We start from the raw sequence: 16831 nt of genomic DNA, 5'->3' as shown, positions 1-16831 counted from the left end.
TTCTGCCCGTAAGCTTGAACAAATCATTTTATGACGGAACGACCTGAAAAGAGATATTTTTTTCTTGAAACCAGTTTGCATATTCTTCCGGAATACGTTCATCTGTAATGACATATTGTATTTGATCTAGATTGGCAATATGAGCAAAAGTCTTTACTCCGAATTTGCTTGAATCAACAAGAAGAGTAACCTCTGATGATATATTCATCATCTGCTTCTTTAATAATGCCTGCCATTCATTAGCATCACTTAGACCACTTTGCATATCTACTCCTTTACATGATAAAAACAGCTTATTAACATAATATCGTTCAAGGGAACGTTCAGCCAGTGGTCCTACATAAGATAATGATTTCGACAAAAGCATTCCACCTGTTGATATTACTCTAATCTGTTCCTTCTTACTTAATTCCAACGCTACTTTAATAGAATTAGTAATCACAGTTAAAGGCATATCAGGTAATTGTGACGCCATATACCAGGCAGTAGTACTACCATCCAAGATGATTTGTTCTCCAGGCTGTATGCGCTTTACCGCTTCTCGGGCTATTGCTCTCTTTTGTTCTGCGTTCGTAACCTCTCTCTCCATGAAAGGAGTATCACTTGGTTCTTTTTCAATACTCACTGCCCCTCCATGACTTCTCATCAAAAGCTTATCCTGCTCTAATTTCTCTAAATCTCTTCTAATCGTTTCCTCCGTTACCGAAAAAATTTCACTTAATTCTGATACGCGTATACTTATTCTTTCATTCACAAGCTCCACAATTTTTCTACGTCTTTCTGCTACAAGCACTTTCGAAGTTCTCCCTCCATTTTTGTTTTCTTGGGATTAAGTTGATATATGTTTATTACTATAGCATATTTTTCGTTTTAATAAGAAGCCCTCCCATCAAAAAAAGGATGAAATAAGATAATCCTTACTCCATCCCTTCCTATCAAACTATTGTGCTTTGTTTTTATTATAAATATCAAATGCTACAGCTGCTAAAAGTACCAGCCCTTTAATTCCTTGCTGCCAGTCAATGCCAAGTCCCATTAGTGACATTCCATTATTCATGATTCCCATTACCAAACCACCAATAATTGCTCCAGGTATGGTTCCAATACCCCCATATGCAGAAGCTCCACCGATGAAACAAGCTGCAATGGCATCCAGTTCAAAAAGATTACCAGCTTTTGGAGTAGCCGCATTCAAACGTGCAGCGAATAAGAGACCAGACAATGCAGAAAGTACTCCCATATTAACAAATACCATAAATGTCATCTTTTTCGTTTTAATCCCAGAAAGCAAAGCTGCCTTCTCATTTCCTCCGATTGCATAGATATGTCTTCCTGCTTTTGTTTTGTTTGTTACAAATGTATAAATAACAATCAGAATACCTAATACAATTAAAATATTGGGGATGCCCTCATAGGTTGCGAGAACAAAGGTAAAGATATTCAAAATTAAAATCATTCCTACTAACTTCGATACAAATAGGCCAAATGGTTGGACATCAAATTGATGTTTTAATTGATTCCTTCTGTTTTTTAATTGAAGGAAAATGATAATGATAGATAAAACAGCACCAATTAAAATCGTTAATAGATGCAGCGATCCTCCACTTATATCAGGAATAAATCCAGAGCTGATTTTCTGAAAGGATTCAGGAAAAGGTGCAATCGATTTCCCTTCTAATACAATCATCGTCAACCCTCTAAATAGGAGCATTCCTGCTAGTGTGACTATAAATGCTGGAATTCGGACATATGCAATCCAAAAACCTTGCCATGCTCCGATAACAGCACCTAATACTAAAGAAATGACGATTGCTAAAAATGGTGACATTTCATAATTTACCATCATAATGGCAGAGATGGCTCCAACAAATGCGGCAATTGATCCTACCGATAAATCAATGTGTCCCGTGACGATAACAAGTAACATTCCAACTGCTAAAACTAATATATAGCTATTTTGTAAGATTAAGTTTGTAATATTTAAGGGTTTTAGTAATAATCCATCCGTAATAATTTGAAACAATACCATGATGAATACTAAAGCGATAATCATACTATACTGACGGAAATTAACATGAAAAAGTGATTTGCTTTTTTGTGAACCTACTGGATTTGGTTTTATTTGTGGCTGCATTGTTCGCTTACCCCCTTACTTTACTTTTGGTCATATATTTCATTAATTTCTCTTGATTTGCTTCTTCTTTAAGAACTTCTCCTGTTATGCGCCCCTCATTCATTACATAAATACGGTCACACATCCCTAATAACTCTGGTAATTCAGACGAAATCATTAGAATACTTTTTCCCTCATTGACAAGATCATTAATGATTGTATAAATTTCATACTTAGAACCAACGTCTATTCCTCTAGTAGGTTCATCTAAAATTAAGATATCCGGCTCTGAAAAAACCCATTTACTTAATACGATTTTCTGTTGATTACCGCCACTCAGATTTCCAGCTTTTTGAAAGATGCTTGGCGTTTTTATTCTGAATTTCTGCCGATATTCTTCTGCAACCTTTATCTCTTGATTCTTATCTAACACAGAATGTTTAGAAATACGGTCAAGCGTTGCAAGCGTAATATTCTGTTTAATGTCTTCCATTAAGATTAAACCATTGCCTTTTCTATCTTCCGAAACATAGGCTAGCCCATTATTGATAGCTGCAGTTACATCTTTGAATTGCACTTCTTTCCCATTTTTTATTATTTTTCCATTAATATTCTTTCCATATGCTCTTCCAAATAGGCTCATTGCTAATTCTGTACGTCCAGCTCCCATTAACCCCGCAACCCCGACAATCTCTCCCCTTCTGATTGTTAAGGAGACATTATCGATCACTTTCCTATCCATATGCTTTGGATGGTATACATTCCAATCTTTTACCTCAAAAACAACCTCTCCAATATGAGGAATTCGCTCAGGATATCGATTGGTAAGATCTCTCCCTACCATACCTTTGATAATTCTGTTTTCATCCACCTGATCATTCTTTACATCCAATGTCTCAATCGTTTTTCCATCTCTTAAAATGGTAATAGAATCGGCAACCTTTTCAATTTCATTCAGTTTATGCGATATAATGATGGCAGACATTCCTTGTTTTTTAAGGTCTAATAATAAATTTAGTAAGTTTTCGCTGTCATTCTCATTTAAAGAAGCTGTTGGTTCATCTAAAATAAGCAGCTTAACATCCTTTGATAAAGCTTTTGCGATTTCTACTAATTGTTGTTTACCTACTCCAATATCACTTACCTTTGTATTTGGTGATTCACTTAATCCGACTTTTTTAAGCAATTCCCGTGTACGCAAAATTGTTTTATTCCAATCAACAACGCCCTTGTTAACGATTTCATTTCCTAAAAAGAGATTTTCTGCTATCGTCAATTCCGATACTAATGCAAGTTCTTGATGGATGATTACGATTCCTAGCTCTTCGCTTTGTTTGATGTCTTTAAATATGCAAACTTCATTATGAAAGAAAATATCTCCAGAATAAGTACCATGTGGGTAAACTCCGCTCAATACCTTCATTAAAGTTGATTTACCAGCACCATTTTCCCCACAAAGAGCGTGTATTTCTCCTTGCTTAACCTTTAAATTAACATCATCTAAAGCTTTAACGCCTGGGAACTCCTTTGTAATATTTTGCATTTCAAGAATTATATTTGCCATGTCCTTCACCACCTCTATTTTTTCTTACTATTACTGTCCCAGCTGCTCTTTCGTATAATAATTCGTATCAACTAATTCAGCTTCATAATTTTCTATATCCACAGAAACCGGTTTCAAAAGATAAGCAGGAACTACTTTTTTTCCGTTGTTATATGTTTCCGTATCATTTACTTCTGCTTCCTCTCCATTGAGTAATGCCCTTGCCATTTCCACAGCTTTCTTAGCTAATTCTCGTGTATCTTTGAAAATGGTTTGCGTTTGTCTTCCATTTATAATTGCTTTAATAGAAGCAAGCTCTGCATCTTGCCCTGTTATAATCGGCATCGGTTTATCTTTGCTTCCATAGCCAACACCCCTTAAAGACGAGATAACCCCAATACTAATACCATCATAGGGAGACAAGACGGCATCTATCCGTTCAGAGGAATAATGTGCGCTTAATAAATTATCCATTCTAGCTTGAGCTAGTGCCCCATCCCAGCGGAGTGTCGCTCCTTGACTAAATTTTGTTTGCTTACTTCTTACGACTAGTTTGCCAGAATCTATATATGGCTGAAGGACTGACATTGCTCCATCGAAGAAAAAGTATGCATTGTTATCATCTGGTGATCCTGCAAAAATCTCTATATTAAATGGTCCTTCAGATTCTTTCAATCCTAACTTCTCCTCAATATATTGTCCTTGCAGCTCTCCTACTTTAAAATTATCGAATGTTGCATAATAATCTACATATTCACTGTGCTGTATTAAACGGTCATAAGAAATAATTTTTATGCCATCCTTATGGGCTCTCTCTAAAACTCCTGTTAAACCAGATCGGTCATCGATGGGGGCAATGACAAGAATATCTACGCCTTTTGTGATCATATTTTCAATTTGTGCTGTTTGATTTTCAATCACATCCTCTGCATATTGTAAATCCGTTTTAAAGCCAAGTTCTTCAAACAGTTTTTTCATATTTTCTCCATCATTTACCCATCTTTCTGATGATTTGGTAGGCATGGAAATACCAATAAACCCTTTTGACTCTCCAGATGTTTTTTCAACTCCACATGCAGTAGTAATAAATGTTAGTACAATGACAGCAATAAATGTATACACTTTTTTACACAAACAAACTTCCCCCTTTCTACATTTTTCTTAAGCATTTATTTTGACTAAACTTACTATAGCATCTGCCTCAAGGATGGTCTTTTCAAATAATTTACTATTTTTATACTTTTTTAACTTAAATTAAAACGCTTTCATTTCACTAAAAAAAGATTTGTGGTGTCTTATCTATCCCTTTACCCATCTTAGTTAATTCAATTGGCTATACGGACAGTTGATCTTCCACCTATTTTCCTGGTCAGCGTTTAGGCTTATTACGCAAAAAAAAAGAAGCCCATCTTTCATGGCCCCTACTTCCTTCACTTTATATTATTTGTTTCCTCCATAATATTTCTACGATATTTATTAGGGGAAACGCCCATAATCTTTTTAAACGCTGTACTAAAATAATGCTGCGTTTCATACCCTACTAGCTGAGATATCGTGATAATTGGATAATCCGTTGATTGAAGTAAGTATATTGCCTGTTTCATTCGTTTCGTTGTAAGGAGCTGGACGAAACTTACTTTTAATTCTTGCTTCATTAATCTACTTAAATAAACAGGAGATACCTGTAAAGTGATCGCAACCTTCTCGAGTGAAAGGGAAGAATCTGCATATTGATGGTCAATAATACTCTTTGCCCTTCTCACAATAGGTGAAATATTCATTTCCTTTTGGATCATTTCTTTACAGTTTTTATATAAGGAAAAGAGTTGTTTGTAATCCACTTCATTGTTATTTATATAGATGGCAATAGACATTTTTAGTTCTTTTCTGATATATTCCTCCAACTGTAAAGCTACCTCATTAGTGATAGTTTGCCAGATAATTAGAGCGATCAAACCTGATTCATCATGAAAATAACCTATTTCCTTGTGTTTTAAGAATAAGAGAATATGATATTTTAACGATTCTTGAATCTCTCCTTTTTCCTTTTCACTTAAGATAGACTTGTTCTCGAGAAATTCCAAACAAGAAATAACTACTAGTTGTTTAGGTATACTCGTATTTAAATAGTAAAAAGCTAATTGTTCCTTTATTTCCTCGTTCGTTAATTTGCCCCCTATCCATTCACGGAAGAAATTATGTTGTAAGGTCGGCAGATTTTTAGTGAATTGCTCGGACGTTCTGTCCAATAAAGCCCTTTTTTTATTTACTTCTACTAACTCCATTTTTATCTTATTTAACAATCCCATTAGATGATCTGGATCGATAGGTTTTAATAAATAATCGAATACATTTAATCGAACGGCTTCTTGGGCATACTTAAATTCATCATACCCCGTTATAATAATAATTTGGCAGTCTGGCAGCTTGGCTTTTACCTGTTTAATCACCATTAATCCATTTGCAATTGGCATATTTATATCTATAAGGAGGATGTCGACAGAATGCATCAGCGAAAGCTCTATCGCCTCTTCCCCATCCTCCGCTTCTGCTATAACATTCATCTGAAGTGCAGACCAATCGATGACATTCCGTATCCCTTCCCGAATAATGGGTTCATCATCGGCAATTAACACATTCCATATTTGTTTATCCATTCATTCTCACTCCTTCTTTTCCTCTAGATTCATGGGAAGTTTTATCGTTACTGTTGTTCCTTTATCAGGCTCACTATCAATTGTGAGACCATACGCGTCTCCATATGTAAGTTTAATTCTTGCTTGTACATTCATCATGCCATAGCCAAAATTTATCTGTTCCTTCCTTTCCTTTTTTAAGATCACAAGTGTATTTAGTTTTTCTCTTAGTGCATGTAACTCCTCCTCTTCCATGCCTTTTCCATCATCCGTAACTTTTAAAAGTAAGCACGCATTTTCCTGAATTGCAGAGATTATTATGTTTCCAGGTCCTCTCCTTTCTTTTATTCCGTGATAAATTGCATTCTCCACTATAGGCTGAAGGACCAACTTAAGGATTGTTACTTCTGTCAAATTAGAATCATATATAATTTCATAACTTAATTTCTCCTGATATCTTGCCTTTTGAATCATAAGATAACTTTGAATATGCTTCATTTCGTCTTTTAAGGGAATCATATCATTGCCCTTACTTAAACCAATTCTGAAAAAGGAAGATAATGATGCAACTACCTCTGCAACATCTTTTGCTCCATGCTTTCTTGCCATCCAATTAATCGTATCTAATGTATTGTATAGAAAATGTGGCTTTATATGTGCTTGAAGACTTCTTAATTCTGCTTCTCTCTTTTGTTTTTCTTGCACTTCTGTTAATGTTATTAAACTATTAATCTTTGTAATCATATGATTAAATGTTTTTCCTAGTCTGCCAATCTCATCTTTTCGTTTCCCCTTATAGCGGATTTCCATCTGGCCATCTTCAATTTTTCTCATCATCGTCATTAATTCAATGATCGGATTGGAAATAGAATGAGAAAAATAATAAGACACCGTTATACCGGCAAAACATAAAAAAAATACAAAAAAGAACAAATACAATTGAATTTCTTTTACCTCTGCTACTGATTCATCTGAATGAAATATCCCAACTGTTGTCCAATTGGAAAAAGGGGTTCTTTGATAAATAAACTCCATCTTCTCCCCATCTACTACCTTTTTATAAGCCCCCCAATCTCCTTCCAATAAAATCGTTTCTGGAATCTCGATTGCTTCACTATTAGAAGTAGAATAAATCTCTTTGCCATTTTCATCTATTACAGTTAAAAATCCCGATAATCCAATATGGACATTATTCATCGCTTCTCCAATGACTCTTAATTTTAAATCGATTAATAAGACACCGGTTATTTCTTGTGTATCTCTATCGACGATTGCCCTAACAACAGTCACGACATCTTCATCCTTGTAATTAATTTGGCTGATAATATGACGCTTTTCAGGCTTCCCAATAATTTTAAAGATCCCTTTATTACGGACTGCTTCCTTGTACCACTCCTCCTTTGTTAAATCAACCTTATCCTCTGCATAAAGTTCATTACTAATATATTTTCCTTGCTTATTTATTAGTAGGATTCCTGCAATTTCTGGGTACAAGGATGTAAACCCTTGCATTGTTTGGCGAATAGAATAACTTTGATCCGTCTCGTTGCCTTCCTTTCGATTTGAGGAAAAAAAAGTCTTAATTTGTGCATCCATCGAAATGAGATAACTTACATTTTGTACATTTGTTATGGAAGATTCTAATGTCGTGTTTACTTGATTGATTAATTGCAAGGTATTTTTTGTTGCTTGTTCTCCTAAAATTTTTTCCACTGTTACACCGACTAATAAACCTAGTCCAATGGCTGGGATAATACTAATTAGTAAAAACAAAGCAATCAATTTATCTCTTAGTGAAAAATCATTAACTTTCCTTAATTTCGCAAACATTTATCTAAACCTTTCTTCCTTACTTTGTATATTCGGCATAGTATTCTTTCACATTATCCTTTGTAACAATGGTAATTCCCGTATCGACATAAGAAGGCAGGCCATGAGGATCGCTAATGATGTCCTTTTGATGCAGTTTAAAAAGAAACTGCATGGACCAATAGCCCATATTCCATGTTCCCTGAGCAATGGTTGCAGATATAGTTCCGTTTTCTATGTTATCTAATGTCTTTCTGTCTACATCAAAGCTAATAATCTTTACATCCATCTTCTTGTTTTCTTTTGCTGCATCTGCTACTCCGACTCCCCCATTTGCTTCTGTTACAAATATCCCTTTAATATCTGGATAGTTTTTCATTATCTCTTTTGCTATTTTTTCCGATTTCAGTTGATCGCCTTCTCCATTTTGGACTTGCACCACTTCAATATTCGGATAGTTTGATTTAATGGTTTCCACAAACCCTTTTGTTCTTTCTTGATGGTTTAACTGATCTGGTAACGTAATGACGGCTACTTTTCCCTTTTTATTTATAAGGGATGACAGTTTATCTGCTGCCTTTACACCCGCTTCATAATTGTTAGTACCTAAAAAGGCTGATGCTTTACTTAACGGTGCATCAGAATCGAACAAAACAACTGGGATTCCCATCTCCACAGCTTTATCAATGGTGGCATTTAGATTATTCGGATTTATGGCAGAAAGAGCAATCCCAGCAGGCTTCTTGGCAATCACTTGCTCTAATATAGTAATTTGCTCATGCAGGTCATATTGCGTTCCACCTCTATAAGCAACCGAAACATTCCATTCATTAGCCGCATCCTCAAATCCCTTTAATGCCGACTTCCAGTAATCCATCCCTGCCAGAAAGGTGACCATCACAAACTCGTCATTAACGACAACTTGTAAGCGCTCTCTTTTTACACCGTTATTATCGTCTAAAGCATTATACAAATGAGAATAATAAAAATAAATACCAAATAATATAAAAACAAACATATATACATACAGTAACCGCTTCAAAAACCACACCTCCAAAGGAAAAAACTGTATGTATCATTATACATGGAAACATTTGCAGTGAAAAGAAAAAACAAGTATCCAACATGCAATTCCACCTTTTAACCAATAAAAAGAAACCACTCACGGTTGAGAGTGGTTTCAGCTTGTTGACAAAAGGAATTTAGGAAATGCAAATGGAATTATTATGCATTGATTGGAGTGGAAGGGGTGAGACTCCTGTGGGATCTGCGAGACAGTCTGAGACCCTGCAGGCCTTTAGGGCGAAGCGGCTCAGCGCGAGCCCCACGGAAAGCGAACCCCTGCAACGGAAATCAACTCTTATTTAAAAGAATGTATATGTATAAACTAAGACAAACTCCTAATTACTGAATTAGGAGTTTGTCGACAGTCTGAAACCACTCACGGTTGAGAGTGGTTTCTTTTTATTTTATCTTTTGGATAGAACTTCTTCCTCATACACTTTCACTTCATTCAGCCAAGATTCACGCACCGGTACATCCATTTGTTCACAATAGTAATCCCAGATTGCCCCAAATGGATATGTTTTAAATTCTTCCATTAATGCCAATCTCTCTGTAAAATTTCCTTCCTCTTGTAATTGTTTTAATTTATCATTTGGAAGCAATAATGCATTTAAAAGTGCTTTAATCATATTTCTTGTACCAATTGTCCATGCTGCTACGCGGTTAATGCTTGCATCAAAGAAATCAAGACCTATAATTACTTTATCTAATGCATCATTACGTACGATTTCTACAGCAATTTCTTTTAGTTCATCATCTAAAATAACAACATGATCACTATCCCATCTTACTGGTCGAGATACATGTAATGCCAATTTATCACTAAATAAAAGCATGGAAGAAATTTTATTCGAAACAGTCTCGGTCGGATGATAATGACCTGTATCCATGAGGCATAATTTATTATTTTTCAAGGCATAGCCTAAGTAAAATTCATGGGAACCGACTACATAAGATTCTGAACCAATTCCAAAAACCTTGCTTTCTACTGCATCTAAATTATAGCGTTCATCTGTTTCTACAGCATAAATTTTATCCAAGGAATCCTTTAGTCTTTTTCTTGGAGTTAAACGGTCGCTTGGAATGTCTTTGTAGCCATCCGGTATCCATATATTCGTTAATGCAGGCGTTCCGAGCTCTTTCCCGAAATATTCAGCAATTTTTCGACTAGCAATACAATGTTGAATCCAAAAATCACGAATTTCTTGATCTGGATGAGCTAACGTTAATCCATCAGCTGCTTTTTCATGGGAAAATAAAGTCGGATTAAAATCCAGCCCTAAGCCATTTTCTTTTGCCCATTGCACCCAATTTTCAAAATGCTTTGGCTCTAGCTCATCTCTTTCTACGGCTAGCCCATTGGTTTCTGCATAAATAGCATGGAGATTCACGCGATGTCTTCCAGGAATAAGTGAGAGCGCCTTCTCTAAATCGCTTCTTAATTCCTCCGGATTCGTTGCTTTCCCAGGATAATTCCCTGTTACATCAATACCACCAGATAATTCTCTTTGATTTACTTCAAATCCAGCAATGTCATCCCCTTGCCAACAATGGATTGAAATCGGGATATTCTTTAGCTTTTCTAATGCTTCTTCTACATTTACTCCCCATTGCTCATATTGTTTTTTTGCCAGCTCAAAATTTTCTTTAACAGACATGTTTGTGTCCTCCTTTTATTTGATTGCATCTTCCGCAGCTTTATATACTTTTATCTCAAATGATTGCTTTATCATTTGTCTAGCCTCTGATAAACTATCTATTTCTCCTAATGCGATGAATTGAGAAACAATATTCCCAATTGCTGTCGCTTCTATCGGTCCAGCATATACCTCCTTCTGAGACGCTTCTGCAAGTAGCTGGTTTAGCATTTCATTCTGACAGCCGCCGCCAATAATATTAATACTCGGAAAAGTTTTTTCAAAAATTTCTTCTATCTCATTTATCGCTATAACATAGCTATCTACTAAACTATCATAAACACATTTCGCTATTTCTCCAGGTGTTGCCGGAACTTGCTGTCCTGTTTCTAGACAATAGTTCTGAATTTCTTCTACCATATTGTCAGGCTTTAGAAAACGATTATCATTTACATTTACAATACTTGAAAAACCTTGTGCCTCTTTTGCTAATTCAACAAACTTGGCAAAAGAGTATTGGTTATTATAATTGCGTCTGACTTCCTGTATCATCCATAGTCCCATAATATTTTTTAAGAAACGATAGCGATAATCAATTCCTCCTTCATTAGTAAAGTTATAATCTAAAGCCTTTGTCACACAAATTGGAAATCTATTTTCCACACCAATCAATGACCATGTCCCCGAACTGATATAGATTGTATCATTAAAAGCTGGAACTGAAATTACTGCTGAACCTGTATCATGAGTCGCTGGCAAAATCACTTTCATATCAAAGCCAAACTCTTCCACTAATTCTGGTCTTAAATTCCCAAGAATCGTATTTGGCTTTTTAATTTCTTGGAATATTTCTTTATTGATCTCTAATGTATCAAGTATCGTTTTATCCCATTTTTTGGTGAAAGCATTTAATAACTGTGTCGAAGTAGCATTGGTGTATTCATTCACTGCAATACCTGATAATAAATAGTGTAAATAATCAGGTATCATTAAAAAGGTTTTCGCTTGTGCGAATACTTCTGGCTGTGTCTTTTTTAACGAATATAACTGATAAATAGTATTAAATTTTTGGAATTGAATTCCCGTTTCTAAATACAATCTTTCTTTCATTATTTTCTGGAATACTTCTTCCATCATGCCATCCGTTCGATCGTCCCTATAAGCAACAGCATCTGTTAAAAGTTCCCCCTTTTCATCTAGTAATACAAAATCTACTGCCCATGTATCGATACCAATACTTTCAGGAGTAATTCCTATGTCATTACATTTTTTAATTCCTTTTTTTATTTCCGAAAATATCATTTCTATATCCCAGCAATAATGCTGTCCTTTTTTGATCATCCTATTTTCGAACCGGTGAATTTCTTTCAGTTCTAATTTTTCTAATGAAACAGACCCGAGAATAAGCCTACCACTTGAGGCCCCAATATCTACTGCCAGTGTATATCTAGTCATTTACACCTCTCCTTGAAAAGGAATTAAAAAACGTTTTCTTAGGGATATTGTAATGGGTTTCATTTTTAAATAAAATAACGCACTTTTCTTTTTTATTGTCCTTATTTTCCATATCTCCTTCATTGTTTTATAAAAGGAATTAGATTACAAAGAAAAAACTAGCATATTACTATTTTGCTAGTTTCAACCGAAACGCTTTTGGCGTCATTCTATATTTTTCTTTAAATATCCGATAGAAATAACTTATATTATCATAACCTACTTCTTCTACAATCCTCTTAATTGGAAGATCCGTTGTCTCTAATAGATTCTTTGCTTCGCTCAGTCGCTTTTCCTGCTGCAATTCCTTAAAAGTATAGCCTGTTGCTTTCTTAATATTTTTACTTAATGAAGACATTGATTGGTGAAGGCGTCCAGCAAGTTCATTCAGTGTCCCTAGCTGATAGTGCTCTTCGATGTAACTCAAAGCCTCTATGACTACATAATGATCTTGTGTTACTCCTTCATTTTGTTGAATCTTATCAGTATTTTTTATCAGTTCAATCATTAATAATCCCATATAAAGCTTCATCGTCGATTCAGATAAAATGGAATTATTACTTTCTTCTTTTAATAGTTTCCCAATTATATCCTGAATTTCTATGACCTCTGAAACCTTGTAATATAAATACTGACCACTCTCTTTATGTTTAAATAAACTACTAATTAAAAAATCTGTCAGCTTATTTTCTTCATGTAAATATTGAAATATAAATTGAAAAAATGGCGGCTGAATGATGAAATTAACGACGATATCGTCCTTATCACACGCCTCTATTTCATGTTCCATGTGCTGATTTAAAAATAGAAGTTCTCCTCTTTTCAACACGATTTCATCGTTCCCAACTTTCTGCTTTAACTGACCATTTACGACATAATTAATCTCAATATAATTATGCTTATGTTTAGGAAAATCAATAAAACGTGTATGCTTTCTAACCGCTATCATTTTATCATTACGCAAAAACTTTTCACTTTCTATGATAAAATTACTTTGACTAGTATAGATGTCTTTTATTACCCCTTGTTTTTGCTGAACAATGCATATTTCTTCCTCTGTTAACTTCCTTAATTGTTCCATTAAAACATGATCCAAGAAGGTCTGCCTCCTAATTTAACTATCTTTGTATTATTATGAGAGTACAGAATAATTTAGCAACTATTCCGAGGAATCTTACATATTTTTTGATAAATAAGGTGGGGAGGAATTAACGCTAACACACAGAAAGTTAAACTGTAAACGGTGAATACATAAAGCAGCTCTCCCTATAAAAGAAGCTATGCTGCTTTATCTGTTTTGCCATTCTATTTTTAAGAACAGCCCTGTTTACAGTTCTAATCTGCTGTTTTCTTATTGCTTACGTCCAAATGCTTTAGTCTTGATATTTTTATTTTCCAGAAACTCTTCTATTTTTTTCTGTTCTCTTCCGTTAACTACCTTACTGCTTTTATATAAAGAGTCCATGTTTACTGTAGGAATGACATCTTCATTCAAGTCGTCTGTAAGTTGGTCGAGCACTGTATCTAATTCATCTAGCATCCCATTTAAACTTGTAATATATCTACTTATTCTTTCGGATTCTTCTTGATAACCCTGGGGTAATGTATTTTGTGAGATATAGTTTAAAAAGTTATCATCATTTTCTCTTGTAAGCCTGTTAATTTGCTTTAACTTCTCTAAATCACTTTTCGTTAATTCTTTTTCTTCGTCTATTATCTCTTGAAAAGGGGAACTAGCAAGAGATAATTCTTCATGGGTGTCTAAGTATGTTTTTATGCTTGATTTCATTTCTTCTTCATCAATTACACTATTTTGTTTGTCAGAATAAAAAATGGTACTAGGAACCTTCACATTATTTGTATCGACTATTTCCTCTTCCGTCTCCATTCCACCTCCTTTTGAACATGCACTTAATAGAAAAAGAATTAGCATACTATAAAATATTCTTTTCATTAACGCCTACTCCCCTTTGCAAATTTAATATTCCCTGGCTTTAGAGGACTATCACAAATGGTATATCCACTTAACCAAATTGACCTTCCATTAGTTGAGGGTATTAGCTGGAAAAATATTTTAGTCATTCGTTAATACTATTTCACAGAGATGTCCTCATTTCCCTCGACTTATTCAGGAATACAAAACAACTTTTAACCAATTTTCATCCGTTAGTTTAATAAACATTCATAAACCATATTAACATATATTACCTTATTTAACATTAAAAAGAAGTATGATTTTCATGGAAATCACACTTCCTTTATGCTTATCTTTATCTCTTTAAGGCTCTCAAAAGCACAAATTAGAATAATAATCTAACCAATATTATCTCGTAAAGGCCGCTGGAACTCCTCCATCTACTGTCAGCATGCATCCAGTAGTTTTCTCCGCTTTGGAGGAAGAGAAATAACAAATCGCTTCCGCTATATCCTTTGGAAAAATATTAACTAATAAAGTGGTCCGTTTTTTATAATGCTCTTCTAATTGATCTGGTTCAATTCCATAGTTAGCTGCTCGCTCTTCACGCCACTTAGAGCCCCAAATAGCGGATCCTTGTAATACGGCATCAGGTAAGACAGTATTAACACGTATACCGAATTCTCCTCCCTCTGCTGCAATACATCGTGCAAGATGCGCTTCCATTGCTTTTACAGAACTATAGGCCGTAACATTCTTCCCTGCGTAGACAGAGTTTTTAGAACCAATGAAGACCATACTTCCACCTAGTCCTTGTTCCTTCATTTGTTTGAACGCTTCTCTTGCAACTAGAAAATACCCTGTACCAAGAACATTTAAGTTTAAATTCCATTCTTGTAGAGACGTTTCGTCAAACGGGCTAGAAGTAGCAAGACCAGCGTTATTGACGATGATATCCACACCACCAAAGGTTAGAGCTGTTTTCTTGTACGCTTCTTTCACCGCATCTTCTTTTGTTACATCCATCTTAACAGCTAATGCTCTCATGGAACCATACTTCTCATTTATTTCTGCTGCAACCTTTTCGGCACCTTCTATATTAAGATCTGCAATAACAACATGTGCCCCTTGCTCTGCAAATAGTCGACATGTTTCACTGCCTATCCCACCAGCTCCACCTGTAACAAATGCGACTTTACGAGAGAATTCAGCTTCTTTCGGGGCAAGGGATAATTTATACAATTCTAGTGGCCAATACTCTATTTTAAATGATTCATTTTCATTTAACGAGACGAAATTACCTAAGGTGGTAGTTCCCTTCATAACAGAAATTGCACGGTGGTATAAAGCGCCGCTTACTGCTGCCATAGCTAGTGTCTTCCCAGTGTTAACCATCCCAATGCCAGGTATTAGAATAACACGCGGAGCAGTTTCAGAAATTTGATCTCCAGTCTCTTTGTTTCTATCAAAATACGATGTATATTCTTTTTTAAATTCTTCTACACCTGATTTAATCTTTTCTTTTAAACTAGCAATATCTTTCGTTGTTGGATTCCATTCAATATATAAAGGCTGTCTTTTCGTATGTACAAGATGATCTGGGCATGCTGCACCAATTTGTGATAAGGTTTTCGCATCCTTGCTATTTACAAATTGAAGCACATCAGCCCCTCTATCGTAGGTTAACAGCATTTGTTTTTCTCCACTAACCGCGCCCCGGATTACTGGCATTACTTGGCTTAAAATTTCTTCTGCCTCTTCTTCATTTAAAGCAGGATATTGTTCTCCGCCAAATACTTGCTCCTCGTCTATTTTATTATGAATATATTTTTCCGCTTCGTTAATAATTGAAATTGTTTTGTTATAGCTTTCTTCGGCAGTTTCTCCCCAAACAACAAGACCGTGTTTTTCCATTAATACTAATTCTGCATTTGGATTATTCTTCACACCTTCTGCAATCATTTTAGATAAGGTGAAGCCAGGACGAATATACGGTACCCAAACGAAACGATTCCCATATATTTCTTCGGCAATTTGTTTTCCATTATCAGCACAGCAAATACTAATAATAGCATCGGGATGTGTATGATCTACATGTTTATACGGTAAAAAAGCGTGTAATAAAGTTTCAATAGATGCCCTTGGATGAGAACGATCAATCATACAATGAGATAGATAAGCAACCATTTCCTCATCTGACATTTCTTTTCTTTCCATTAACGGTTTTATATCCTCTAGCTTTAGATCAGTAAAATTATGCGCTTTCATTGTTGCTAAATCTGAACCACTTCCTTTTACCCACATTACTTCTATGTCTCTACCACGGAAATCCTTTTCGATTGTTTTCATTGAAGTATTACCGCCACCCCAATTACATACTGCTCGATCTGTTCCGATTAAGTTGGAACGATATACAAGTTCTTCTAATCCCTTATTTAACTGCGAAGCTTTTTCATTATTCCATAAATTCTGTACCATTAATATTTCTCCCTTCAGAAATTGTTTTTTTATACCCCAAATACATTATATAATATGTTTGTTTGTTTTTGAAATAGTTTATTTGTTTTTATTTCTCTTTTTAAAGACTAATCCTCTTAAAAGGGAAGAATATGATGTGTA

Annotated in this window: 12 protein-coding genes; all 12 read right to left on the bottom strand. The window is 35.0% G+C overall.

The genetic code is table 11. The annotated features are described in order from the left end of the window. Window positions 1-28: 28 nt before the first annotated feature. Window positions 29-793, bottom strand: a complete 765-nt coding sequence (locus tag C2I06_RS01040) for a DeoR/GlpR family DNA-binding transcription regulator (RefSeq protein ID WP_095332085.1) — start codon at window positions 791-793, stop codon at window positions 29-31. A 147-nt stretch (window positions 794-940) separates the two neighbouring features. After that, window positions 941-2053 carry a multiple monosaccharide ABC transporter permease gene (gene mmsB / locus C2I06_RS01035; RefSeq protein WP_235844462.1) on the bottom strand — a complete coding sequence of 371 codons (1113 nt, stop codon included), beginning with the start codon at window positions 2051-2053 and terminating at the stop codon, window positions 941-943. A gap of 88 nt (window positions 2054-2141) precedes the next feature. Then, window positions 2142-3677 (bottom strand): multiple monosaccharide ABC transporter ATP-binding protein, encoded by a 1536-nt coding sequence (mmsA, locus tag C2I06_RS01030; protein WP_095332081.1) that lies wholly within the window; start codon window positions 3675-3677, stop codon window positions 2142-2144. A 30-nt stretch (window positions 3678-3707) separates the two neighbouring features. Then, window positions 3708-4757, bottom strand: a complete 1050-nt coding sequence (gene chvE, locus C2I06_RS01025; RefSeq protein ID WP_235850310.1) for a multiple monosaccharide ABC transporter substrate-binding protein — start codon at window positions 4755-4757, stop codon at window positions 3708-3710. A 329-nt stretch (window positions 4758-5086) separates the two neighbouring features. Continuing rightward, the gene (locus tag C2I06_RS01020) at window positions 5087-6313 is read right to left on the bottom strand and encodes a response regulator transcription factor (RefSeq protein ID WP_095332079.1); all 1227 of its coding nucleotides are present in this window, start codon (window positions 6311-6313) and stop codon (window positions 5087-5089) included. 6 nt (window positions 6314-6319) lie between these two features. After that, window positions 6320-8122 carry a cache domain-containing sensor histidine kinase gene (locus C2I06_RS01015; RefSeq protein WP_095332077.1) on the bottom strand — a complete coding sequence of 601 codons (1803 nt, stop codon included), beginning with the start codon at window positions 8120-8122 and terminating at the stop codon, window positions 6320-6322. Between the two features lie 19 nt (window positions 8123-8141). Then, on the bottom strand, window positions 8142-9143 hold the full coding sequence (locus tag C2I06_RS01010; RefSeq protein ID WP_095332075.1) for a substrate-binding domain-containing protein: 1002 nt from the start codon (window positions 9141-9143) through the stop codon (window positions 8142-8144). A 427-nt stretch (window positions 9144-9570) separates the two neighbouring features. Next, window positions 9571-10824, bottom strand: a complete 1254-nt coding sequence (gene rhaA, locus C2I06_RS01005; protein WP_095329943.1) for an L-rhamnose isomerase — start codon at window positions 10822-10824, stop codon at window positions 9571-9573. 15 nt (window positions 10825-10839) lie between these two features. Next, a complete protein-coding gene (gene rhaB, locus C2I06_RS01000) occupies window positions 10840-12258 on the bottom strand; it encodes a rhamnulokinase (protein WP_095329944.1) in 1419 nt (472 codons plus the stop codon). Between the two features lie 169 nt (window positions 12259-12427). Continuing rightward, window positions 12428-13393: an AraC family transcriptional regulator gene (locus C2I06_RS00995; RefSeq protein WP_095329945.1), complete on the bottom strand. Its 966-nt coding sequence runs from the start codon at window positions 13391-13393 to the stop codon at window positions 12428-12430. 255 nt (window positions 13394-13648) lie between these two features. Continuing rightward, window positions 13649-14251, bottom strand: a complete 603-nt coding sequence (locus C2I06_RS00990; RefSeq protein WP_095329946.1) for an NDxxF motif lipoprotein — start codon at window positions 14249-14251, stop codon at window positions 13649-13651. A 369-nt stretch (window positions 14252-14620) separates the two neighbouring features. Further along, the gene (locus tag C2I06_RS00985) at window positions 14621-16690 is read right to left on the bottom strand and encodes a bifunctional aldolase/short-chain dehydrogenase (protein ID WP_123257275.1); all 2070 of its coding nucleotides are present in this window, start codon (window positions 16688-16690) and stop codon (window positions 14621-14623) included. Between the last annotated feature and the right edge of the window lie 141 nt (window positions 16691-16831).

Source organism: Niallia circulans, assembly GCF_003726095.1.
Lineage (GTDB): Bacteria > Bacillota > Bacilli > Bacillales > Cytobacillaceae > Niallia > Niallia circulans_A.
The sequence above is the reverse complement of the archived record's forward strand: the minus strand, read 5'-3'. Positions and strand labels throughout refer to the sequence as shown.